Source organism: uncultured Rothia sp. (assembly GCF_963555405.1).
Lineage (GTDB): Bacteria > Actinomycetota > Actinomycetes > Actinomycetales > Micrococcaceae > Rothia.
Genome location: NZ_CAUVVO010000009.1, coordinates 43,288 through 62,659 on the forward strand (window position 1 = coordinate 43,288; position 19,372 = coordinate 62,659).

The window sequence follows — 19,372 nt, forward strand, 5'->3', positions numbered from 1 at the left end:
AGCCGACAGTGTGGGCATCCTCGTGAGGTGCCTTTATGCCTTCTTGCGGCGGCGAGTGTACACGACGGTACCCGCACCGGCTGCAACAGCGATGAAGCCAGCAACCAGGGTGCCCTCAACACCGGACGCACCGGTGGAAGCCAGGGGCTTGCCGGTGACCGGGTCGCAACCCTCACCCTCGTAGACGGTCTCGGTCACGGTCTTGGTGGTGGTCTTAGCGCCGTTAATCGCAGCGGAGAAGCTCAGCGGAGCCATGTCCTTACCGGCCTCGTAGAAGCCAGCGAATGCCTTCGCACCCTCAGCGGTCAGGGTGGTTGCCGCACCGTTGACGCTCACAGCGTCAGCGGAGCTCTGCAGACCGGACAGATCCACCTTCAGCAGTGCCACCTCACCGTAGTTAGTTGCCTTGCCGGAGGGGTCATTGCTGGTCATGGTCGCGTAGAGAGTACCGGTATTGCCGTTAATCTCAAGGCGCGGGTTCGCAATGGTGGTGTCCAGAATGCCGTGGTGGCCGGTGAAACGAACCGAACCGCTGAAGGAGATGGAACCCTTACCGCCCTTGAAGGTGCCGGTGCCGTTAGACCAGTTGAACGCATCCGAAGAGTAGGAGGTGCCGTTCAGCTCCCAGCTGCCGTTCGCGATGCCGCCGCGCACGTAGTTGCGGAAGGAATCACGCACGCCCCAGCCGAGGTTAGCGCTCTTAATGGTGCCATCGGATGCGCCCTGCTCCTGCACCTCGCGGGTGCGGGTGACGGGTACGCAGACCGGCTGTGCCGGGTTGTTGCTGACAGAAGCATTCGAGGAGGAACCGCCGTTAGAAACGCTGCCGGAGGCGCCAGCCGAACCGTTAGAACCGGAGTTGCCGGTGGAGCTCGAGGAGTCGTTATCGGACGAGCCGTTCTCAGAACCCTTGTTCTCGGAGACGCGCGGAACCTCAACGGTGTTCTCTGCGGTCTGTTCGCTGAGCTTCACGGAGAAGCTCAGCGGTGCCATGGCGTTGTCGGAGCCGCGGTACTGGCCCGCGAAGAGAACCTCGGAGCCTTCATCGGTGAGTGCGACTGCCGCGTTCTGTGCGGAGAAGACGCCGTCCTTCACGCTCGCGCCGGAGAGGTCCACCTCGGCGATAGCCAAGCCGGTCTTGGAGACGGACTTACCGTCGCGGGTCAGTGCGTCAACGTCAGCGACCAGGGTGCCCTTGCCGTTGACGATGACCAGGCGCATGTTCTTGATGGTGCTCTTGAGCTGACCGTTGTGGCCGGTGAACTCTGCGGTGCCCGCAAAGTTGATCTGACCGGTCTTGGTTTCGGGGTTGTACACGCCGGATGCCTGAGTGTACTTCAGGCCGCCTGCCGCGGTCTTCTCCAGACCGTCAACGTTCACGGAGCCGTGCGCGAAGCTGGTCAGGTACTTCAGGAAGGACTCGCGGATATCCCAGCTGAGGGTGCCGGACTCGACGACGTTGCCGGTGACCTTCTCTTCACGCTTGGGTTCGGTGGTTGCGGAGGGGGAGGAGGGTGCCGCGGAGGTGGGTGCCGCGCTCGGTGCTGCAGAAGTGGGCTCGGCGGGCTTGGGTGCCTCGCTGGTCGGTGCGGAGGAGGGCTCGCTACTGGGCTCTGCGGTCGGCGCAGCACTCGGCTCGGCGCTGGGTTCAGTGCTGGGCTCAGGGCTCGGCGCGGGTGCTTCCTTGGTCACGATGGTTGCGGAGAAGCCGAGCGCATCCAGCTCCTGACCTGCCTTGTAGAAGCCCGCGAAGGCGCCGGTTGCCTCTTCGGAAAGCTTGACGCGGGTGCCGTTTTCCTCGTCAACGCTGGGCAGGGTGATGGTGTTACCCTCAACCTTCAGACCGGAGGCATTGAAAGTGCCGAGGGTCATGTTCTTGGTTTCGACCAGGTCGTTCGGGGTGGTGTTGCCGTTGTAGGGGCGCGACTGAACGTTGGCGCGCACGGTGCCCACGCCGTCCTTAATGGTGACGGAGAGGTCGGAGATGATGACTTCCAGCAGACCGTGGTGAGCGGTGTAGTGAATCGAGGAGCCGGTGAAGGTGACCGAGTATTCGCCGTTGGCTACGGTGCCTTTGGCGGAGGTGAAGTGGTAGGAGCCGTCTTCGTTGGTGGTGACGCCGGTCAGTTCCTGGGAGCCCTGGGAGAAGGGACCGTTGATGTAGGAACGGAAGGACTTCTTCAGGCCCCAGTTGACGGTGACGTCCTGCAGGCTCTGCTCTGAGGCTGCGGCTACCTCACCGGCGCTGACGTGGGAGTTGGTTTCAGTTGCGAAGGCTGCGGGTACGCCGGCGACGCCGCTGAGGCCGATGGTTGCCGAAGCCAAGAACGCCCAAGTGCGCTTGGTGAGAGAGGGGGTAGACATTCGGTGTCTCCTTGGATTTTGTGATTGTGGTGTTCGTATCAAGTCTAGCCCTATTAGCCTATGTTTGTGTAACTTAATGCCTAGGGTGACTTGTTCATAAGGTTTACCTTAGCAAATTTTTTATGAGAACTATTGCCAAAACCGGTTTTTGGTGACAATATGTCATTAACAGTTTGGTGACACGGTGTCATCAAAACCTTTATTGTCCACCCACAAGCCACTTTAGGAACTCACCATGACTATTACCGCCCCCGAAACCACTCAGGAACGCTTCTCCGCACGTCTGAAGGAAAGCACCAAGCACGTCCACGACAACGCCGAACACTCCACCTTCATGGAAGACCTCATGGGCGGCTCCCTCAACACCGAGGCATACCTGCGCCTCATCAACCAGTACGTGCACATCTACGAAGCACTCGAGGCAGTCTCCGAACACTACCGCGCAGAACCCAGCCTCATCACCGAACCCTTCACCCACCCCGGCCTCGACCGTGCAGAATACATCCGCGCAGACATCCGCGCACTCGGCCAGGACGGCGACATCGACGCGCCCCTGCCCGCAACCGCAGAATACGTAGAGCGTATCCGCGCCACCATCAACTCCCCCGAACGCTACCTCGCACACCACTACCTGCGCTACCTCGGCGACCTCTCCGGCGGCCAGGCAGTCGCAGCGCTGGTCACCCGCCACTACGGCATCCCCGCAGAAGCGCTGAGCATGTACCGCTTCACCGAACTGCCCAAGCCCAAGGTCTTCAAGGACGGCTACCGCGAACTGCTCGACAACGCACCCCTGACCGACGAACAGCGCGAAGCCCTCATTGAAGAGTGCATCGAAGGCTTCCGCATCAACGCCTCCCTGTTCGCGCAGCTGGGCCGCAAGGTCGCCGAGGCATAAACACCGAACACCTCAACGCACAAGCCTGCGGGCATAACAAAAGGGGCGGATGCTTTCACAAGCATCCGCCCCTTTCGGCGTTAGTCTCAAACTAGTCGAAGACTAGCCCTTCGCAACCTCACCGAAGTAAGAAGCGAGAGTACCCTCGTGAGCTGCACGCAGCTCATCCAGGTCAATGGAAACCTCATCCTGGAAGTCCAGAGCGTTCGACGCAGCATCCACCACACCAATACGTGCGAAGGGGAACTGGCGAGCGGTGCACATATCCTTGAAGCGCACCTCCTCAGAACGCGGAACCGAAACCACAACGCGGCCCAGGGACTCCGAGAACAGCAGGGTGAACAGGTCCAGACCGTCACGCTCAGCAACCTCACCCAGACCAATGCGGGCACCGGTGTTGAAACGCAGGCAAGCCTCCGACAGAGCAGCAGCCAGACCACCAGCAGACACGTCGTGCGCGGCATCAATCATGCCGTCACGAGACATGTTCACCAGCATGTCACCCAGCTGACGCTCCAGAGCCAAATCAACCTTCGGCGGCTGACCGCCCAGGTGACCCTTGAAACGAGCCCACTCGGAGCCATCCAGCTCATCGCGGGTGGTACCCAGCAGGTAGATCGCCTGGCCGTCATGCTCAGGAGCCCAACCCGAAGGGGTGCGGCGGGTGACGTCATCCATCACGCCCATCATCGCTACCACGGGGGTCGGGTTAATGGCCTTGCCACCGGTCTGGTTGTACAGGGACACGTTACCGCCGGTCACCGGAACACCCAGCTCCATGCAGCCATCAGCCAGGCCGCGAACAGCCTCAGCGAACTGCCACATGACGTCCGGATCCTCGGGAGAACCGAAGTTCAGGCAGTCAGACACAGCCACGGGGCGTGCACCAACGGTCGCAACGTTACGGTACGCCTCAGCCAAGGACGCGCGAGCACCCTCGTACGGATCCAGGTAGGTGAAACGCGGGGAGGCGTCGGTCGCCAGAGCAACACCGAGGTTGGTGTTCTCGTCCACGCGCACCACGCCGCCGTCGTCCGGCATGGACAGGGCGGTGTTGCCCTGAACGTAGCGGTCGTACTGGTTGGTAATCCAGGACTTGGAGCACATGTTCGGGGACGCCATGAACGCCTTGATTGCCTCGCCCAGCTCCTTACCGCGCGGGCGGGAATCGTCGGCAGCCGAACCGGTGAAGTGGTTAGCCTGGACGTCATCCTGCCACTCGGGGCGTGCGTAAGGACGCTCGTAGGTCGGGCCGTCGTGCGCGACGGTGCGGGGGTCAACATCCACGATGACCTCGCCGTCCCACTCGATGACCAGGCGGCCAGAGTTGGTGACCTCACCGAGGAAGGAGTACTCCACGCCCCACTTGTTCATGATCGCTTCGAAGCGCTCCACGTTCTCGGGGGAGACAACAGCCATCATGCGTTCCTGAGACTCAGACATCAGAATCTCGCCCGGGGTCAGGGTGGGGTCACGCAGCAGAACCTTGGTCAGGTCGACGTGCATGCCGCCCTCACCGTTAGAAGCCAGCTCGCTGGTTGCGCAGGAAATACCCGCAGCGCCCAGGTCCTGAATACCCTCAACCACGGAGCCCTTGAACAGCTCCAGGCAGCACTCAATCAGAACCTTCTCAGCGAAGGGGTCGCCCACCTGAACGGCAGGACGCTTCGAGGGCTTGGTGTCGTCGAAGGACTCCGACGCCAGCACCGACGCACCGCCGATGCCGTCGCCACCGGTGCGCGCACCGAACAGGACAACCTTGTTGCCCACACCCGATGCGTTCGCCAGGCGGATGTCCTCGTGGCGCATAATGCCCACAGCCAGTGCGTTGACCAGCGGGTTTGCCTGGTAGCAGGAATCGAACTCAACCTCGCCGCCGATGTTCGGCAGGCCCAGGGAGTTACCGTAACCACCAATACCGGCAACCACGCCGCCAATAACGCGGGCGGTGTCCGGGTGATCAATCGCGCCGAAACGCAGCGGATCCATCACAGCAATCGGGCGTGCACCCATGGAAATAATGTCACGCACAATACCGCCCACACCGGTCGCAGCACCCTGGTAGGGTTCCACGTACGAGGGGTGGTTGTGGGACTCAATCTTGAAGGTAACAGCCCAGCCGTCACCAATATCGGTCACACCGGCGTTCTCACCGATACCGACCATCAGGTCCTTCTTCATCTCATCGGTGACCTTCGCACCGAACTGCTTCAGATGAACCTTAGAAGACTTGTAGGAGCAGTGCTCGGACCACATGACCGAGTACATTGCCAGCTCAGCCGCGGTAGGACGGCGACCAAGAATCTCCTTAATGTCCTCGAACTCGTTCTCCTTCAGACCCAGTTCAGCCCAGGGGAGTTCGGTGTCCGGGGTTGCCGCCGCGTGCTCGACGGTGTCGAGGTTAAACTGCTTTTCGCTCATAACTTCTTAGAATCCTTGTCGTGCGTTAGCGGGCGTTAATCAGGTTGGCAAGAACCGAGGTGAACACGCCGAGACCATCGGCGCCACCGCGCAGAGAAACCTCACCAAAACCAGAAGAGGAAGGACCGAAGCCCGGCTCCACAGCGTGCTCCGGGTGCGGCATCAGGCCGACCACGTTACCGCGCTCATTGCTGATACCGGCAATGTCGTTACGGGAACCGTTCGGGTTGAAACCAATGTAGCGGAACACCACGCGGCCCTCAGCCTCCAGCGCCTCCAGGGTCTTCGGATCAGCAACGTACTGACCGTCCTGGTTCTTCAGAGGAACAACAATCTCCTGGCCTGCAGCGTAGTCGCTCGTCCAGGAGGTGGAGTTATTCTCAATGCGCAGAGTCTGGTCACGGCAAATGAACTTGCGGTGATCGTTCTTAATCATCGAACCGGGCAGCAGGTGAGACTCAGTCAGAATCTGGAAACCATTGCAAATACCCAGAACAGGCAGGGGCGAAGAACCGGAGGTACCAGCAGCGTTAGCGGCATCAATCACCGAACGCATCACGGGAGCCTTCGCAGCAATAGCGCCGGCACGCAGGTAGTCACCGTAGGAGAAACCGCCGGGAATGATGACGGCATCAACGTTCTTCAGGTCAGCGTCGTCGTGCCACAGCTCAACGACGGTACCGCCAGCCAGACGGACAGCACGTGCAGCGTCACGGTCATCCAGGGTGCCGGGGAAAGTCACCACGCCAACGCGTGCATCAGCGAAGGCGGGATTCGGGGAGTAAGTAGAAAAGTCGCCAACCAGGGGGACTTCAGTAGGTGCGAGGGACTCTGCCATAGGTCTTAGTCCTCCAGAACCGAAACGTTCACAACGTCTTCGATGACGGGGTTCGACAGCAGCTCTTCAGCAGCCTTACGGGCAGCTGCGAGGTGCTCCTCAGTAGCCTCACCCTCGACGGTCAGCTCGAAGCGCTTACCCTGGCGAACATCCACGAAGGAATCAACGCCGATACGGGGCAGCTCGTGAGAAATAGCCTTACCCTGCGGGTCAAGAATTTCGGGCTTGAGCATAACATCAACAACAATACGGGCCATGTGTGGGCACTCCTTGGGTGCGTGGGTTCTGTATGAGCCGTATCTCATCTTACCGTACTAACGACCGTAACGGGGGTATGCGTTCGGTTGGTGGATACCCTAAGAGGCTCGAATCACGTCTTTTACGCCTCGAGGGGCGGAAGATAGCGCTCGCACACCTGCAGCAGGCGCTCACGCAACTCAATGGAACGCTCCGACAGTTCACGCTGAATACGCACGTACTCTGCCTTACCCTCGGCAGTCTCCACCGGAATCGGCTCGTACCCCCAGTCACGAATATCGTAGGGGGCCGCGCGCATATCCAGCTCGCGCGCATCCCACGCCAGGTCAAAACAATCCATGACCAGGGTCGAATCAACCAGCGGCAGCAGCTTGTACGCCCACTTGTACACGTCCATGTTCGCGTGCAGACACGCCGGCTGCTCCAGTACGCGCTGCGTCTCACGGGTCGGCTGCAGCTCGTTCATCGGTGCCGCCTGCGGCATGAAGAAACGGAACGCATCAAAGTGCGAGCAGCGGATGCGGTGCTCCTCCACCACGCGGTCCGTACCGTCTGCGCCCAGGCGCAGTTGTAGGTAGTCGTGGCGGATATTGTTCTCCACCGACTTGTACGCCATCGCCCACTCGTGCATGCCGAAGCAACCGAACTGGCCCTTCTTCGCCGCCGTGTTACGCAGAATCTCGTGGGTGAAGGCGAGGGCAGTGGCACGGCGCTCCACAAAATCGGTGACGTCCACAGTGACGGCGGATGCGGCATCCACCTGGGCGCGCGCCACCTCGGGGGTGCAACCCGCCTCGAGGAGCTCCTGCTCGGTGGCGGGTCGGTAGAAACGCCAGGAGGCGCGCTCGGGAGCGTCCAGCAGAATGATGCCGGCGCCGGGGTGCCAGCGCTTGAACTGGCCGGGCTTGAGCGTGTAGTAGGTGAAGAGGAAATCCTCCACGGGGTGCACCTCGTGGCGGGCGCGACGCTGCGCAAACGGGTCGGCGTAGCGGCCGGCACGCGCCTCATGCGCTGCCTCTGCGGCGCGCCACTCGGAGCCATCCATCACCTGGGAAAACACAACACTACTCATGCTTCTAGAGTAGAGCACCCGCACGCCCACACATACACAGAAAAAGGGGAGGGGCGGTACTGGAATAAACCAGCACTGCCCCTCCCGAAGCGTGCAGCTCACAAACGAGCTAAACCCTAGCGGCCAGTACCACCGTAAACAGTAGCCTCACCCTCGGCATCCAGACCGAACGCAGTGTGCACCGCGCGAACAGCCTCATCCAGCTTGCTCAGCTCAGTAATCACCGAAATACGAATCTCAGAGGTCGAAATCATGTCAATGTTCACGCCAGCAGCAGACAGCGCCTCGAAGAAAGTGAACGAAACACCCGGGTTGGTCTTCATACCCGCGCCAACCAGCGACAGCTTACCAACAGACTCGTTGTAAATAACCTCCTGGAAGCCCAGCTCAGCCTTAGCATCCTCCAGCGCCTTCAGCGCGGTCGGGCCCTGTGCCTGATCCAGAGTGAAGGAAATATCGGTCACGCCCGGGCGGTCAGTGGGAACGTTCTGAACAATCATGTCCAGGTTCACCTTCGCCTCGTTCAGCAGGCCGAACACCTTCGCTGCCGAACCGGGAACATCCGGAACACCAACAACGGTAATCTTTGCGCGGGTGCGATCGTGCGCAACACCAGAAATCAGGGGCTGTTCCAAGGGAATCTCCTTCAGATGGGTGGGGGTCAGTTCCGCGGACTCCTCCGGGATCACAATGGTGCCTTCAAGGTTCGAGAACGAAGAACGCACGTGAAGCTTCAAATTAAAACGACGAGCATACTCGACACTGCGCAGGTGCAGAATCTTCGCACCATTCGCCGCCATCTCCAGCATCTCCTCGCTAGTGACGGTATCCAGCTTATGCGCGGTCGGCACGATGCGCGGGTCGGCGGTGAACACGCCGTCCACGTCCGAGTAAATCTCGCACACATCAGCCTTCAGAGCAGCCGCCAACGCAACAGCGGTCGTATCGGAACCGCCACGGCCCAGAGTGGTAATGTCGCCGCTCTGACGGTTCATGCCCTGGAAACCAGCCACAATCGCAATGTTGCCAGCCTCAATCGACTCACGGATACGGTCCGGGTTGACCTCCACCAGACGTGCAGAACCGTGTACGCCGTCGGTAATCATGCCAGCCTGAGAACCAGTGAAAGACTGAGCCTTAGCACCCAGGTCGTTAATAGCCATCGACAGAATGGCAGTCGAAATGCGTTCACCGGCAGTCAGCAGCATGTCCAGCTCACGGGAAGGAGTGACATTGCTGGTGACTTCTGCGGCAAGGTCGAGCAGCTCATCGGTGGTGTCACCCATAGCGGACACCACGACGACCACATCGTTACCTGCCTTCTGAGTGTCCACGACGCGGCGGGCAACGCGCTTGACGCCCTCCGCATCCGCTACGGAGGAACCGCCGAACTTTTGGACGATCAGGCTCATAGATATCTCCAGGTCAGTTACTTTGTGTGCTACCGGCAGACGCCGGCTCCTCATTTATAGTAGACGGCGTTCAGTGCAAGCGGCGAACTGCGCCCCCGTATGTATTGCCCCGTGAAATATTACGTAGTATTACGCGGTAGCGATGCGGGGTGCGGAGGCGGGTATGGCTCGCACGCGGGAGCAGGTACCAAGAGCCTGCGGAGGCAGATTTTTAGGTCCACGGGTTCACGTAGGTGACACCCGGCAGCGGCGGAACATCCGGCTTCGGGGTGCGCAACGGGGCGTTCTGAATCGAGCGGATCTTCTCCTCGTAATCGGGGGTACGGAACACCTCCGGAGCATCCTCCGACTGCTCGGACGCGGGCGCCTCAGCGGGGTCGGAGATGGGTTCGGGGGCGGCGCTCGCCGGAGCCTCCTCGGCGGAGTCTTCGCCCAGGTCAGGGGTGGATTCTGCGGTGGGCTCAGGATCGGCAGGGGAGCCCTCGTCGTGGGATTCCTCAGCTCCCTGCAGAACCTGCTCAATCAGCTGCTCATCCACCGTACCCTGCACGCCCTCAGCCGCCTGCGGGGTGGAAACGACAGAATCCTCAGAATCCAGGTCGTCGAACATGCTCGAATTCCAGCGGCGGCGGGTCTGCTTCGCCTCCTGAGCCTGAACCTGAGCCGCCTGCTCACGCTCCTGCTCCTCCTCGCGGTTCACGCGCTCAAAATCCTCGGCGGCAGTATGCGCCACCGCAGTGCCCTCGCTAATGACGCGGCGACCCTCCAACGCGCGGCCCAGGGTAATCTCATCCGCGTACTCCAGATCGCCACCGACCGGCAGACCAGACGCCAGGCGCGAGAGGCGCACACCCAACGGCACGAGCATGCGCGAGAGGTAGGTGGCGGTCGCCTCACCCTCAAGGTTCGGGTCCATCGCCAGAATAATCTCCTGGATACGCTCATCCGCCAGGCGGGACACCAGCTCACGAATACGCAGCTGCTCCGGGCCCACACCAGCCAGCGGGTTAATAGCGCCGCCGAGCACATGGTAGCGGCCGGTGAAGGAACGGGTGCGCTCAATCGCGACCACGTCCTTGGACTCCTCAACCACGCACAGCACGGACGGGTCACGGCGCTCATCACGGCAGATGGAGCACAGTTCCGTCTCGGAGACGTTACCGCACTCCTCACAGAAGCTCACGCTGGTCTTCACCGTGGAAATCGCGTTGGCTAGGCGCGCCATATCTGCCGCATCCGCATTCAGAATATGGAAGGCGATGCGCTGAGCCGACTTGGGGCCCACACCCGGCAGGCGGCCGAGCTCGTCAATGAGGTTTTGAACTGCTCCCTCGTACATGGCTTCTCCTTCTGATGCGGTGTGATGTGCTGGTGCGTTGCTTTTGGGCGACGTTATGAGTATGCACCCAACCCCTGACAGTTTAGGGGCGTTTCGCGTAGCGAGTATGCGGCGGGAATGAGTGCGCCCGCCATCGGTGCGATGGCGGGCGCGGCGGCTGCCGGGTGTTAGAACCCCGGATTAGGGCTGGTGCAGGGGGCGTTCGTCAATGACGGTGCCACCAATAACTTTTTCGATAGCGCGCAGGCCGATGAAGGTGCTGTTTTCGACCTTCTCGTCATCCTCAGAGACGTAGTCCTCATCGGATGCGGCGCGTGCCGCCGGCTTTGCTTGCTGCGCCGGTGCTACAGGTTCCGGCGCAGTCGGCGCAGCGGGCTGCTCGGGCTTTTCATCGCGTGCCGGCGCGTTATCGACCGGCGCGTTATCAGCCTGAGCCGCCTGCGGGGGAGTAGCCAGCGGACCCGCCGGAGCGATCGGTGCTGCGGGTGCAAGCGGGCCTGCAGGCTCAATCGGAGACGCGAGCGGACCAGCCGGCGCTACAGGTTCAACGTAGGGAGGCTCATCCTCAAAAGGGGGCTCCTCCTCATAGGGAGGTTCCTCCACATGAGGGGGTTCCTGCGAGAACGGGGGCTCCTGAGCATACTGGGAATCTGGGGCATGCTGGGGTTCCTGTGCACGCTGGGGCGCCGGGGCGCTTTCCTGCTGCGGAACCCCACTACCGGAAGCAGCAAAGGAATCACGCTCACCAAAACCACCCACCGGAGCCGTCGGAGTCTGCTGAGCTGCCGGAGCGACCGGAGGTTCAGGCGCAAGCGGGCCAGCCGGGACTTCCTGAACCGGTGCTTCCTGAATCGGCGCCTGCGGTGCAGCCGAGACAGCCGGGGCAGCCTGCTGAGGTGCCTCCTCGGGGGTGCTCTGCGGAATCGGGGCGACCTCCCACGCGCCCAGGGGCGCATCCACGCTCGTGGACTCGGGGCTGTTTGCGCCGGTCAGCGGCTGACCGTGGCGACGCCAGGCATCCTCACCGCCGCGCGGACCATCAGCCAGCGGTGCCGGCTGAGCGGGCTGCTGATGTGCCTGCGGTGCAGGAGCCGCCGGAGCTGCGGGCTGTACGGGGGTAGGCTGCGCTACAGGCGCCGCCTCCGGGGCGGGCGTGACCTGCTCACCGGGCTTTGCCACCTGAGCGTGAATGGTCACCTGACGGCGCAGGAACTCGCTCACGCGGGCGGTCAGCTCGGGTACAAAGCCCTTGACCGCGCGCAGAGTCGCAATGTCGGCGCTCACGTACAGGGTCGCGCCGTCCATGCGGGCGGGGCGAACCTTCATCAGCTGCTCCGCCGCACTGGGAACGCTCATTCGGTTTAGAATGGCGCGCCAATTACCCTGAACCGCCGACAGTGGATCATTCGGATTAAGCTTCAAAGGCGCGGAGGGGGTAGCCGCCGGAGCGGCATCAGCTGCAGGAGCGGCCGGGGTAGTCGGTGCCACCGGAGCGTTACCCGCCAGGGGAGCGCCAGCCGGAGCATTAGTAGCCTGGGATGCGGGAGCCTGAGTTGAAGGTGCCAGAGGCGCGGCGCTAAGCGGGGCGCCAGAAGACTGCGGGGCAGCCGCGGCGAGAGGCGCACCAGCCAGCGGGGGAGCACCCGCACTAGTCTGCAGAGAACCAGCCTGCTGGGCGGGCTGAGCCGCCTCCTGAACAGGTGCGCTAGGAGCCTGGGCATTAGGCGCCTGAGCTTCAGCAACCGGGCTCTTAGGCGCCTGAGTCTTAGGGGTCAGACCGGCCGCCGCCATACCCGCCGCGCGAGCCGCAGACATGCCGCCCTGCGCCGGAACGGAACCAGCAGAACCCGCGGAACCAGAAGCCACGCGGCGCTCCAAAACCTGCAGGCGCGAAGCCAACGCTGCAACCTCCGCGCCACCGGCAGAACCCTCCACCGCAGGCAGAAGCAGACGAGCACACAGCAACTCCAGCTGAAGCTGCGGATTCGCCGCACCCGTCATGCCATTCAGAGTCTCATTGACCGTGCCCGCGGCAACCGTCAGCTCACGCTCACCCAGAGCCTGCGCCTGCTGACCCAGACGCTCCAACTGATCCTGCGGAACACCCTGCAAAATCTGACCGGCAGCCTGCGGAACAGCCTTCACCACAATCAAATCACGCAGACGCTCCAGCAGATCCTCCACAAAACGGCGAGGATCCTGACCGGTCGCCACCACACGCGACACCGCGCCAAAGAGAGTCGGCGCATCCTTCGCGCCCAACGCCTCAATGACCTCATCCAGAAGCTGCGCGTGGGTATAACCCAGCAGCGCCACCGCACGGTCATACTCAATACCGTTCTGCGACGATGCACCAGCCATCAACTGGTCAAGAATCGACAGCGAATCACGCACCGAACCGCCGCCAGCACGAATCACCAGCTGCAGCACACCCGGCTCAACCGGCACCTGCTCCTGATCGCACAGACCCTGCAGGAACGGCAGAAGCACCTCCGGCGGGACCAAACGGAACGGGTAATGGTGAGTACGCGAACGAATCGTACCCAGCACCTTATTCGGCTCAGTCGTCGCGAAGATAAACTTCACGTGCTCCGGCGGCTCCTCCACAATCTTCAGCAGCGCATTGAAACCCTCACGGGTCACCATATGCGCCTCATCAATAATGAAGATCTTGTAACGGTCACGCACCGGCGCCAGGGTCGCACGCTCACGCAAGTCACGGGCATGGTCCACGCCGCCGTGGCTCGCCGCGTCCATCTCAATCACGTCAAGGGAACCGCCGCCATCACGCGAGAGCTCACGGCACGAATCGCACACACCGCACGGAGTCGGAGTCGGACCCTGCGCACAGTTCAAGCAGCGCGCCAAAATACGCGCCGACGTGGTCTTACCGCAACCACGCGGACCCGAGAACAGGTACGCGTGATTCACACGGTTCTTCTCCAGAGCGACCATAAGAGGTTCGGTCACGTGCTCCTGCCCGATAACCTCAGCAAAGGTCTCGGGGCGATAACGACGATAAAGGGCAGTGCTCACAGCAACCTCTTCAACTCGGGGTGCGGATAGGACAATCCCTACCATTTTAGACGCTCCACCCCCGGCACGAGTGGTCACCAGTCACCGGCGAACACGCCACCACAATAGGCACTACCCCGAGTGCTCACTCGGGTAGCATGTACTCTCACAGAAATACCGCGGACGCACCGAATTCCCAAGAACCCAAAAATCCGGTACACTGGTTCTTGCCTCTTACGTGGCGTTATCTTGGAAAACTCCCCCAGGACCGGAAGGTAGCAAGGGTATTCGAGCTATGACGGGTGCGTAGGAGGTCTTTTTTGTCCAAAAACAGGAGTACAAGCGCCCGCAAATGTGCTTTCTGTTACTTTTACCGCCTAGGGCTTGCGCGCCAAGCAAAAGCGTAGTAAAGTTTTATTCGTTGCCTACACAATGTGCAGGAAACATAGCTGGAGGATTCGCCTAGCGGCCTATGGCGCACGCCTGGAACGCGTGTTGGGTTAACAGCCCTCGGGGGTTCAAATCCCCCATCCTCCGCCACCGATCCCCGGTCTTAGATTCTAAGACCGGGGATTTTTTATACCCCTTGGTACTATTTCTTCAGAACCCCCACGGGTCCACGCGCCACCGAGGCGCCCCGCACCTGCAGAAAGCACCACCATGATCTTCAAAAAAGTAGGCGACAGCCGCCCCTACCCCCAGCACGGCATGACCCACGCCGACTGGGGAGGAATCCCGCCGCAGCAGGTACGCCTCGACACCCTCATCACCACCCAGAAGACCCTCAACCTTGAGACCCTACTCGCGGAAGACTCCACCTTCTACGGCGACCTCTTCCCGCACGTCGTCAAATGGGGTGGCGAACTCTACCTCGAAGACGGCGTGCACCGCGCGCTCCGAAACGCCCTGCACCGCCGCGCCGTCATGTATGCGCGCGTGCTGGACCTGGACTCCATCTCCCCGGCACTGTTGCCCGGCGCGTAAACCCCCCCGAATACAGAAAAAGCCGCGGACCGATGCAATGAAGCATCAGGTCCGCGGCATTTTTGTGACGTATAACTGCGCTACGTTTCGCGGTTCAGGTTCCGCGATTCAGAGGTGCCACGCTTAGGATGCGACCTTCAGGCCCGCCTCCTGCACCGGGGACTGCTCCGGCAGGGACTCCTCGGAGTCCAGGCGAACAGGGTTGCCCTCGGCGTCAAAACGCGCGCCCAGGCCCATCTGAATAAAACGGATGGTATTCAGAATCTGGCGCTCGCGGGTCTCCTCGTCCGGCGCGTCCTCGGCGCGGCCAGCGCTTGAGGAGAGCGAACCGTGCACGAGCATCGCCAGTTCGCGAATGTCGTTCTTGGGAATGTAGTTCTCAGCAATCGCGGCTGAGAGGATGTGTGCCAGCACCATCTGCAGCTCCTGCACGTGCTTGCCGAGCTTTGCGTAGGACTCGGGGGAGAGCATGGAGCGCATAGCCGGGCCCGGGGGCAGGTGGCGGCGCGCCAGGTCGTTGATCTGCAGGCGAATGTACACGGCGAGCTGGTCAATCGGGTTTTCGATGCCTTCCAGTCCGACGCGCAGTTCGTTGAGGAAGCGTTCGGTCTCGTCCAGGGCGTAGGCGACCAGCAGTTCGCCCATGTCGGCGAAGTAGTTGTAGACCGCGGTGCGGCCGATGCCGGCGTTCTTGGCGACGTCGGTCATGGTCAGGCCGGAGAGGCCGCGGTTGTAGAGGATCTCGCCGAAGGAGTTGAGGATGGCGCGCTTGGTGTTTTCGCGCTGGGCGGCGTTGGTTGCTGCAGAAATACGAGGCATAGTGACACTCTACCCCAAATCGTCAGCAAATGACGAATTTATCGAATGTGTCACCAAGAAATTTGCGCAATCCATGCGAATTTTCATGTTTATGACAAAACAACCGGCCCTACAGGAACCCCAAACGCGTAGCCGCCGCCAAATCAGCACCCACCAGCGACGCAATCGGATACCCCGTATGGCCCCGCCCCGGAGTCACCTGCAGAAGAGTCCGCGCCCCCAAACTCTCGTAGAACGCGCTACCCTCCTGCGCCGCAATACGCGCCGACCAGCTTCCCTCAGCACTCGTCGCCATACGACGACGACCCGACGGTGAACGCCCATCCAGTACACCCACATGCCAGCTCATCAGCAGACGCTCATGCGAAGAAGGATTCAGCGCAGCCCGCTCACGCACCCGCGCGGGCACACCGTCAGCGCCGCCACCACCGATGAAGGTGGCGCCGCCTCCGCGAATCCAGTCAATATCGTGCGACAGCAGCTCATAGCTGAGGAACTCCGCGCCGCCCGAATATCCGGCAAGCCAGACGCGGCTCATATCCACTCCGTACGCCAGGGCAATCTCCTCAACGAGGGCGCGGACCATCCTGCCGTTCGAGCGGGCGCGAACCCACCAGTTATAGGTCAGCGGAGGGGCATAGGCGCCAACATCCTTCAGCCGAGGCTCCCGCAGGCTGCCCGGTGAAAGCACCGGCACGGATAGCATGTTGAACTCAGCCGCCACCTGCGCCAACTCTGCACGCAACGGTGAAGTGCGGCGCAGCAGACGACTACCGGCGCGGGAGAGATGATCACCATCAAAATAGAACAGCACACCGGGCGCGGAATCAGACTCGGTCAGAAGGTGCAGATTATCGACCCGGTAGTAGATATTGCGGCCGCGATGCGTAAACGACCGGTAGCCGAGAAGCTCAGAGGACGCCAGCAGCATCGGCTCAAGAAGGGAAATGCCGGTACGAACCGCATGCGCCGCATAGGTCAGCACCGGATGCAACCGCGGGATATGTGCGCTGAGCCTACGCTGATTGCGGTGCCGCCTCTTCTGCGCTCGACGTGCAGAACGCCGTAGCGAACGTCGTATCGAGGCGCGTAGAGCACGACCCGTACCCGCTTCCAGCAGGGATGCGACCTGCTCAGTACGGTGAGCGCCGCTACGGTAAACTCCGCTGCGGTGAACTCTGCGGCTCAGTCTCTTCATATCTCCATTGTAAATGTGCGGGTTTTGCCGCTACCGGGATGAGATGGTGCCGCAGGCATCCCACGCCGGGTAACCGGGTGTATGCGGCGTCCACACTCTTGAAAGGCGTCCACACTCTTGAAAGAGGCGCAGAAACCTGCCGCCGCCACGGCATATAGGTACTATTAGATAGGCTCGGGTGGCAGACGAGCCGGTGAGTAGCGCCCTGCATAGCGCGCTCACCCACCACGCGTGAGGGCGGTGCCCTCGCGTGAAGAAACACATCGCATGAAGAAAGACTTGGGGAAAGTAATGGCTAAACCCGTTAGCGAATCTAAGGCTCAGACGAGCACCGTCAAGGTGCCCTGGGCTGGTCGCCGCGGCTACTTTGATCTGCTGCTGGGCGCGTCCTGCGTCATCCTGATCATTTCGAATATTGGTGCAACCAAGGGTGTGGAGTTCGGTCCGCTGCCCTTCGAACTGCCCCTTATCGGTAACACCATCGTCACCGATGGTGGTTTCTTCCTTTTCCCTCTCGCCTACGTTATTGGTGACCTTCTCTCTGAGGTGTACGGCTTCAAGCGTGCCCGCCGCGCTATTGTGGCTTCCTTCAGCTCGGCTGCTTTTGCCGCCCTGTGCTTCCTGCTGATTGTGCACCTGCCGCCGGCAAGCTTCTACACCGGCCAGGATTCGTTCGCACAGGTTCTCGGTCCGGTCTGGCAGATTTTTGCGGGCTCCCTGCTCGGCTACCTGTTCGGTCAGACCCTGAACGCCTGGGTCATGGTAGCGATGAAGAAGGCAAGCAAGGGCCGTTTCCTGTGGCTGCGCATGATTGTCTCCACCCTGGTTGGTGAGCTGCTCGACACCCTCATCTTCTGCTCGATCGCCGCACCGGTACTCGGCATCGACAGCATGGAAGCATTCCTCAACTACGTGCTGATTGGCTATATCTATAAGTGCCTGGTCGAGGTGCTCCTCATGCCGATCAGCTACCCGATTATTGGTTGGTTCAAGCGTCACGAACTGGAGTACGTGGCATAAGCTAACCTCCTTACAGCTGATGTGCAGAGCCGCCCGGCCTAACGACTGGGCGGCATTGCCTTTTCAGATTTGTTCAATACACAGCATGTCTAAGAAAGAGATACGTTATGTCTAAACTGCAGGGGAACACCCCCGAGCAGTCGGAGAAGAACGACTCGTTGAATCGTTCCCTCTCCCACGGCCAGTTGACCATGATTGCAATGGGCTTGGCGCTGGGTACGGGCCTGTTCCTGGGCTCCTCCTCCGCCATTAAGATTGCAGGCCCCGGCGCAATCCTCTCTTACGCTATTGGTTCGATGATTGCGGCAACCATTGCTGCGTGCGCGGGCGAAATGTCCGTGCGTCACCCCGTCCAGGGCGGTTTCGGCACCATTGCCAGCCGATACCTGAACCCCTTTAGCGGCTACCTGACTCGCTGGGCGTATTGGGCGTGCACCGTGCCGCTGGCCGGTGCTGAGCTGGTGGCGGTTGGCCACTACATGGCGTACTGGTTCCCGGACGTTCCCCTGGCTGTGTTCGTTGCTCTCTTCGGCGCGATTATTCTGGTGCTGAACCTGGTGAGCGTGAAGTCCTTCGGCGCCCTGGAGTTCCTGCTCTCTTCGATTAAGGTTTCTGCCGTCATCGTGTTCATGGTGATTGGTGTGCTGCTGGTGTTCGTGGGTCTGCCCGGTCACGCTGCGGCGGGTACCGCAAACCTCGTGAACGACGGCGGCTTCCTGCCGAACGGCCCGGCATCCATCTGGATTTCGATGGCTGTTGTCATGTTCTCCTTCGGCGGTGTGGAAATGATTTCCCTTTCCGCAGCGGAGGCGAAGGACCCGGCACGCTCGGTCGCAACCAGCGTGAAGGCAATGATTTGGCGCCTGTCCACCTTCTACGTGGTGTCCATGGCGATTATTCTCTGCCTGGTGCCCTGGCAGACCGCCGCACAGAACTCGGAGCTGACCGAGTCGCCGTTCGTGCTCGTCTTCTCTGAACTGGGTATCCCCTTCGCCGCGGACATCATGAACTTCGTGGTGCTCGTTGCTGCGCTCTCTGGCGCTAACGCCTCCCTGTACGCGGCAACCCGCCTGCTGCACGCCCTGGGCTCTGACCGTATGGCTCCCGCTGTGGCTGCCCGCACCTCCTCGCGTGGCGTGCCGGTCGTGGCTCTCCTGATCTCCTTCACCGGCGTGGTTGTGGCGACCGTGATGGCTGTTGCCAAGATTGGCGACATCTTCGCTCTGCTCATGGCGCTGGTGACCCTGTGCATCCTGATCGTGTGGATCATGATTCTGCTGACCTACCAGGCATACAAGAAGGACCAGAAGAACGCATCCTCCTTCACCGTGCTGGGTGGTCGCGTCACCGCTGGTCTGGCTCTGGCGGGTGTTCTGGCGACCCTGGCGGCAATGTTCATGCTGCCCGGCTCGGGTGTTCAGGAATCCATCATGGTCGGCATCGTCTTCTTCGTGCTGATTTCTATTGGCTACGCCATCTCCTCGAAGGTTAAGGGCGGTTATGAGCGCCCCGACCTGGACGCTATGCACGCCGACGAGGACACCAACGCGGCACAGCACTAAATAGCGTGAAAGCCTCGCGAGGCTAAAACATAAGAAGGCACCGGATGGGGGAGCAACCCCGTTCGGTGCCTTTTCGCTTTTGTGCTCTAGACGGCGCCGTTCTGAACAGCTCGGGCGTGCCCGTAGAATAGTTAACTATTCGTACCCGTCAACGAGGCTAGAAGCCGCAGGA

The 19,372-nt window shown here is 61.2% G+C and carries 14 protein-coding genes, 1 tRNA gene and 1 other RNA gene; 6 read left to right on the top strand and 10 right to left on the bottom strand.

What is annotated here, in order from left to right; translation table 11 throughout:
• Positions 1-33: 33 nt before the first annotated feature.
• Positions 34-2,364, bottom strand: coding sequence for an HtaA domain-containing protein (locus RWL87_RS06825; protein ID WP_313969349.1), 2,331 nt, complete (start codon positions 2,362-2,364; stop codon positions 34-36).
• A gap of 235 nt (positions 2,365-2,599) precedes the next feature.
• Between RWL87_RS06825 and RWL87_RS06830 the strand changes: the two genes are divergently transcribed.
• Positions 2,600-3,262: a biliverdin-producing heme oxygenase gene (locus RWL87_RS06830; protein ID WP_313969350.1), complete on the top strand. Its 663-nt coding sequence runs from the start codon at positions 2,600-2,602 to the stop codon at positions 3,260-3,262.
• A gap of 102 nt (positions 3,263-3,364) precedes the next feature.
• Here the strand turns inward: RWL87_RS06830 and purL are convergent, their stop codons facing one another.
• From purL to RWL87_RS06865, 7 genes are all read right to left on the bottom strand, one after another.
• Entirely contained in the window at positions 3,365-5,683 is a 2,319-nt protein-coding gene (purL, locus tag RWL87_RS06835) for a phosphoribosylformylglycinamidine synthase subunit PurL (protein WP_070593556.1), read from the bottom strand.
• A 25-nt stretch (positions 5,684-5,708) separates the two neighbouring features.
• Positions 5,709-6,521, bottom strand: coding sequence for a phosphoribosylformylglycinamidine synthase subunit PurQ (gene purQ / locus RWL87_RS06840; protein WP_296548286.1), 813 nt, complete (start codon positions 6,519-6,521; stop codon positions 5,709-5,711).
• A gap of 5 nt (positions 6,522-6,526) precedes the next feature.
• Positions 6,527-6,778 carry a phosphoribosylformylglycinamidine synthase subunit PurS gene (gene purS, locus RWL87_RS06845; RefSeq protein ID WP_005507194.1) on the bottom strand — a complete coding sequence of 84 codons (252 nt, stop codon included), beginning with the start codon at positions 6,776-6,778 and terminating at the stop codon, positions 6,527-6,529.
• Positions 6,779-6,900: 122 nt separating this feature from the next.
• Positions 6,901-7,851, bottom strand: a complete 951-nt coding sequence (locus RWL87_RS06850) for a 3-methyladenine DNA glycosylase (RefSeq protein WP_313969351.1) — start codon at positions 7,849-7,851, stop codon at positions 6,901-6,903.
• Positions 7,852-7,967: 116 nt separating this feature from the next.
• A complete protein-coding gene (locus RWL87_RS06855) occupies positions 7,968-9,263 on the bottom strand; it encodes an aspartate kinase (RefSeq protein ID WP_070833300.1) in 1,296 nt (431 codons plus the stop codon).
• A gap of 211 nt (positions 9,264-9,474) precedes the next feature.
• Positions 9,475-10,602, bottom strand: a complete 1,128-nt coding sequence (gene recR, locus RWL87_RS06860; RefSeq protein ID WP_313969352.1) for a recombination mediator RecR — start codon at positions 10,600-10,602, stop codon at positions 9,475-9,477.
• Positions 10,603-10,782: 180 nt separating this feature from the next.
• Positions 10,783-13,638 carry a DNA polymerase III subunit gamma and tau gene (locus RWL87_RS06865; protein WP_313969353.1) on the bottom strand — a complete coding sequence of 952 codons (2,856 nt, stop codon included), beginning with the start codon at positions 13,636-13,638 and terminating at the stop codon, positions 10,783-10,785.
• A 204-nt stretch (positions 13,639-13,842) separates the two neighbouring features.
• Here RWL87_RS06865 and ffs point away from each other — a divergent pair.
• The 3 genes from ffs to RWL87_RS06880 all read left to right on the top strand — a co-directional run bounded on the left by ffs (position 13,843) and on the right by RWL87_RS06880 (position 14,601).
• An RNA gene (gene ffs, locus RWL87_RS06870) (signal recognition particle sRNA small type) lies at positions 13,843-13,939 on the top strand.
• Positions 13,940-14,068: 129 nt separating this feature from the next.
• Positions 14,069-14,157 (top strand) — tRNA-Ser (locus tag RWL87_RS06875).
• Between the two features lie 120 nt (positions 14,158-14,277).
• Complete coding sequence (locus tag RWL87_RS06880) at positions 14,278-14,601, top strand: type II toxin-antitoxin system VapB family antitoxin (protein WP_005507186.1); 324 nt, start codon at positions 14,278-14,280, stop codon at positions 14,599-14,601.
• Positions 14,602-14,724: 123 nt separating this feature from the next.
• Here RWL87_RS06880 and RWL87_RS06885 read toward each other — a convergent pair whose 3' ends face one another.
• Positions 14,725-15,420 carry a TetR/AcrR family transcriptional regulator gene (locus RWL87_RS06885; RefSeq protein WP_313969354.1) on the bottom strand — a complete coding sequence of 232 codons (696 nt, stop codon included), beginning with the start codon at positions 15,418-15,420 and terminating at the stop codon, positions 14,725-14,727.
• 109 nt (positions 15,421-15,529) lie between these two features.
• Complete coding sequence (locus RWL87_RS06890) at positions 15,530-16,618, bottom strand: hypothetical protein (RefSeq protein WP_313969355.1); 1,089 nt, start codon at positions 16,616-16,618, stop codon at positions 15,530-15,532.
• A 291-nt stretch (positions 16,619-16,909) separates the two neighbouring features.
• Between RWL87_RS06890 and RWL87_RS06895 the strand changes: the two genes are divergently transcribed.
• On the top strand, positions 16,910-17,638 hold the full coding sequence (locus RWL87_RS06895) for a queuosine precursor transporter (RefSeq protein WP_070846970.1): 729 nt from the start codon (positions 16,910-16,912) through the stop codon (positions 17,636-17,638).
• Positions 17,639-17,745: 107 nt separating this feature from the next.
• A complete protein-coding gene (locus RWL87_RS06900) occupies positions 17,746-19,200 on the top strand; it encodes an amino acid permease (protein ID WP_313969356.1) in 1,455 nt (484 codons plus the stop codon).
• The last annotated feature ends 172 nt before the right edge of the window (positions 19,201-19,372 follow it).

Excerpts from the sequence above, each read along its gene's own strand:
- recR (WP_313969352.1), bottom strand. The coding sequence starts at position 10,602 with ATGTACGAGGGAGCAGTTCAAAACCTCATTGACGAGCTCGGCCGCCTG.
- RWL87_RS06855 (WP_070833300.1), bottom strand. The coding sequence starts at position 9,263 with ATGAGCCTGATCGTCCAAAAGTTCGGCGGTTCCTCCGTAGCGGATGCG.
- RWL87_RS06890 (WP_313969355.1), bottom strand. The coding sequence starts at position 16,618 with ATGAAGAGACTGAGCCGCAGAGTTCACCGCAGCGGAGTTTACCGTAGC.
- RWL87_RS06880 (WP_005507186.1), top strand. The coding sequence starts at position 14,278 with ATGATCTTCAAAAAAGTAGGCGACAGCCGCCCCTACCCCCAGCACGGC.
- purL (WP_070593556.1), bottom strand. The coding sequence starts at position 5,683 with ATGAGCGAAAAGCAGTTTAACCTCGACACCGTCGAGCACGCGGCGGCA.
- RWL87_RS06850 (WP_313969351.1), bottom strand. The coding sequence starts at position 7,851 with ATGAGTAGTGTTGTGTTTTCCCAGGTGATGGATGGCTCCGAGTGGCGC.
- RWL87_RS06900 (WP_313969356.1), top strand. The coding sequence starts at position 17,746 with ATGTCTAAACTGCAGGGGAACACCCCCGAGCAGTCGGAGAAGAACGAC.
- RWL87_RS06830 (WP_313969350.1), top strand. The coding sequence starts at position 2,600 with ATGACTATTACCGCCCCCGAAACCACTCAGGAACGCTTCTCCGCACGT.
- RWL87_RS06895 (WP_070846970.1), top strand. The coding sequence starts at position 16,910 with ATGGCTAAACCCGTTAGCGAATCTAAGGCTCAGACGAGCACCGTCAAG.
- RWL87_RS06825 (WP_313969349.1), bottom strand. The coding sequence starts at position 2,364 with ATGTCTACCCCCTCTCTCACCAAGCGCACTTGGGCGTTCTTGGCTTCG.
- purQ (WP_296548286.1), bottom strand. The coding sequence starts at position 6,521 with ATGGCAGAGTCCCTCGCACCTACTGAAGTCCCCCTGGTTGGCGACTTT.
- RWL87_RS06885 (WP_313969354.1), bottom strand. The coding sequence starts at position 15,420 with ATGCCTCGTATTTCTGCAGCAACCAACGCCGCCCAGCGCGAAAACACC.
- purS (WP_005507194.1), bottom strand. The coding sequence starts at position 6,778 with ATGGCCCGTATTGTTGTTGATGTTATGCTCAAGCCCGAAATTCTTGAC.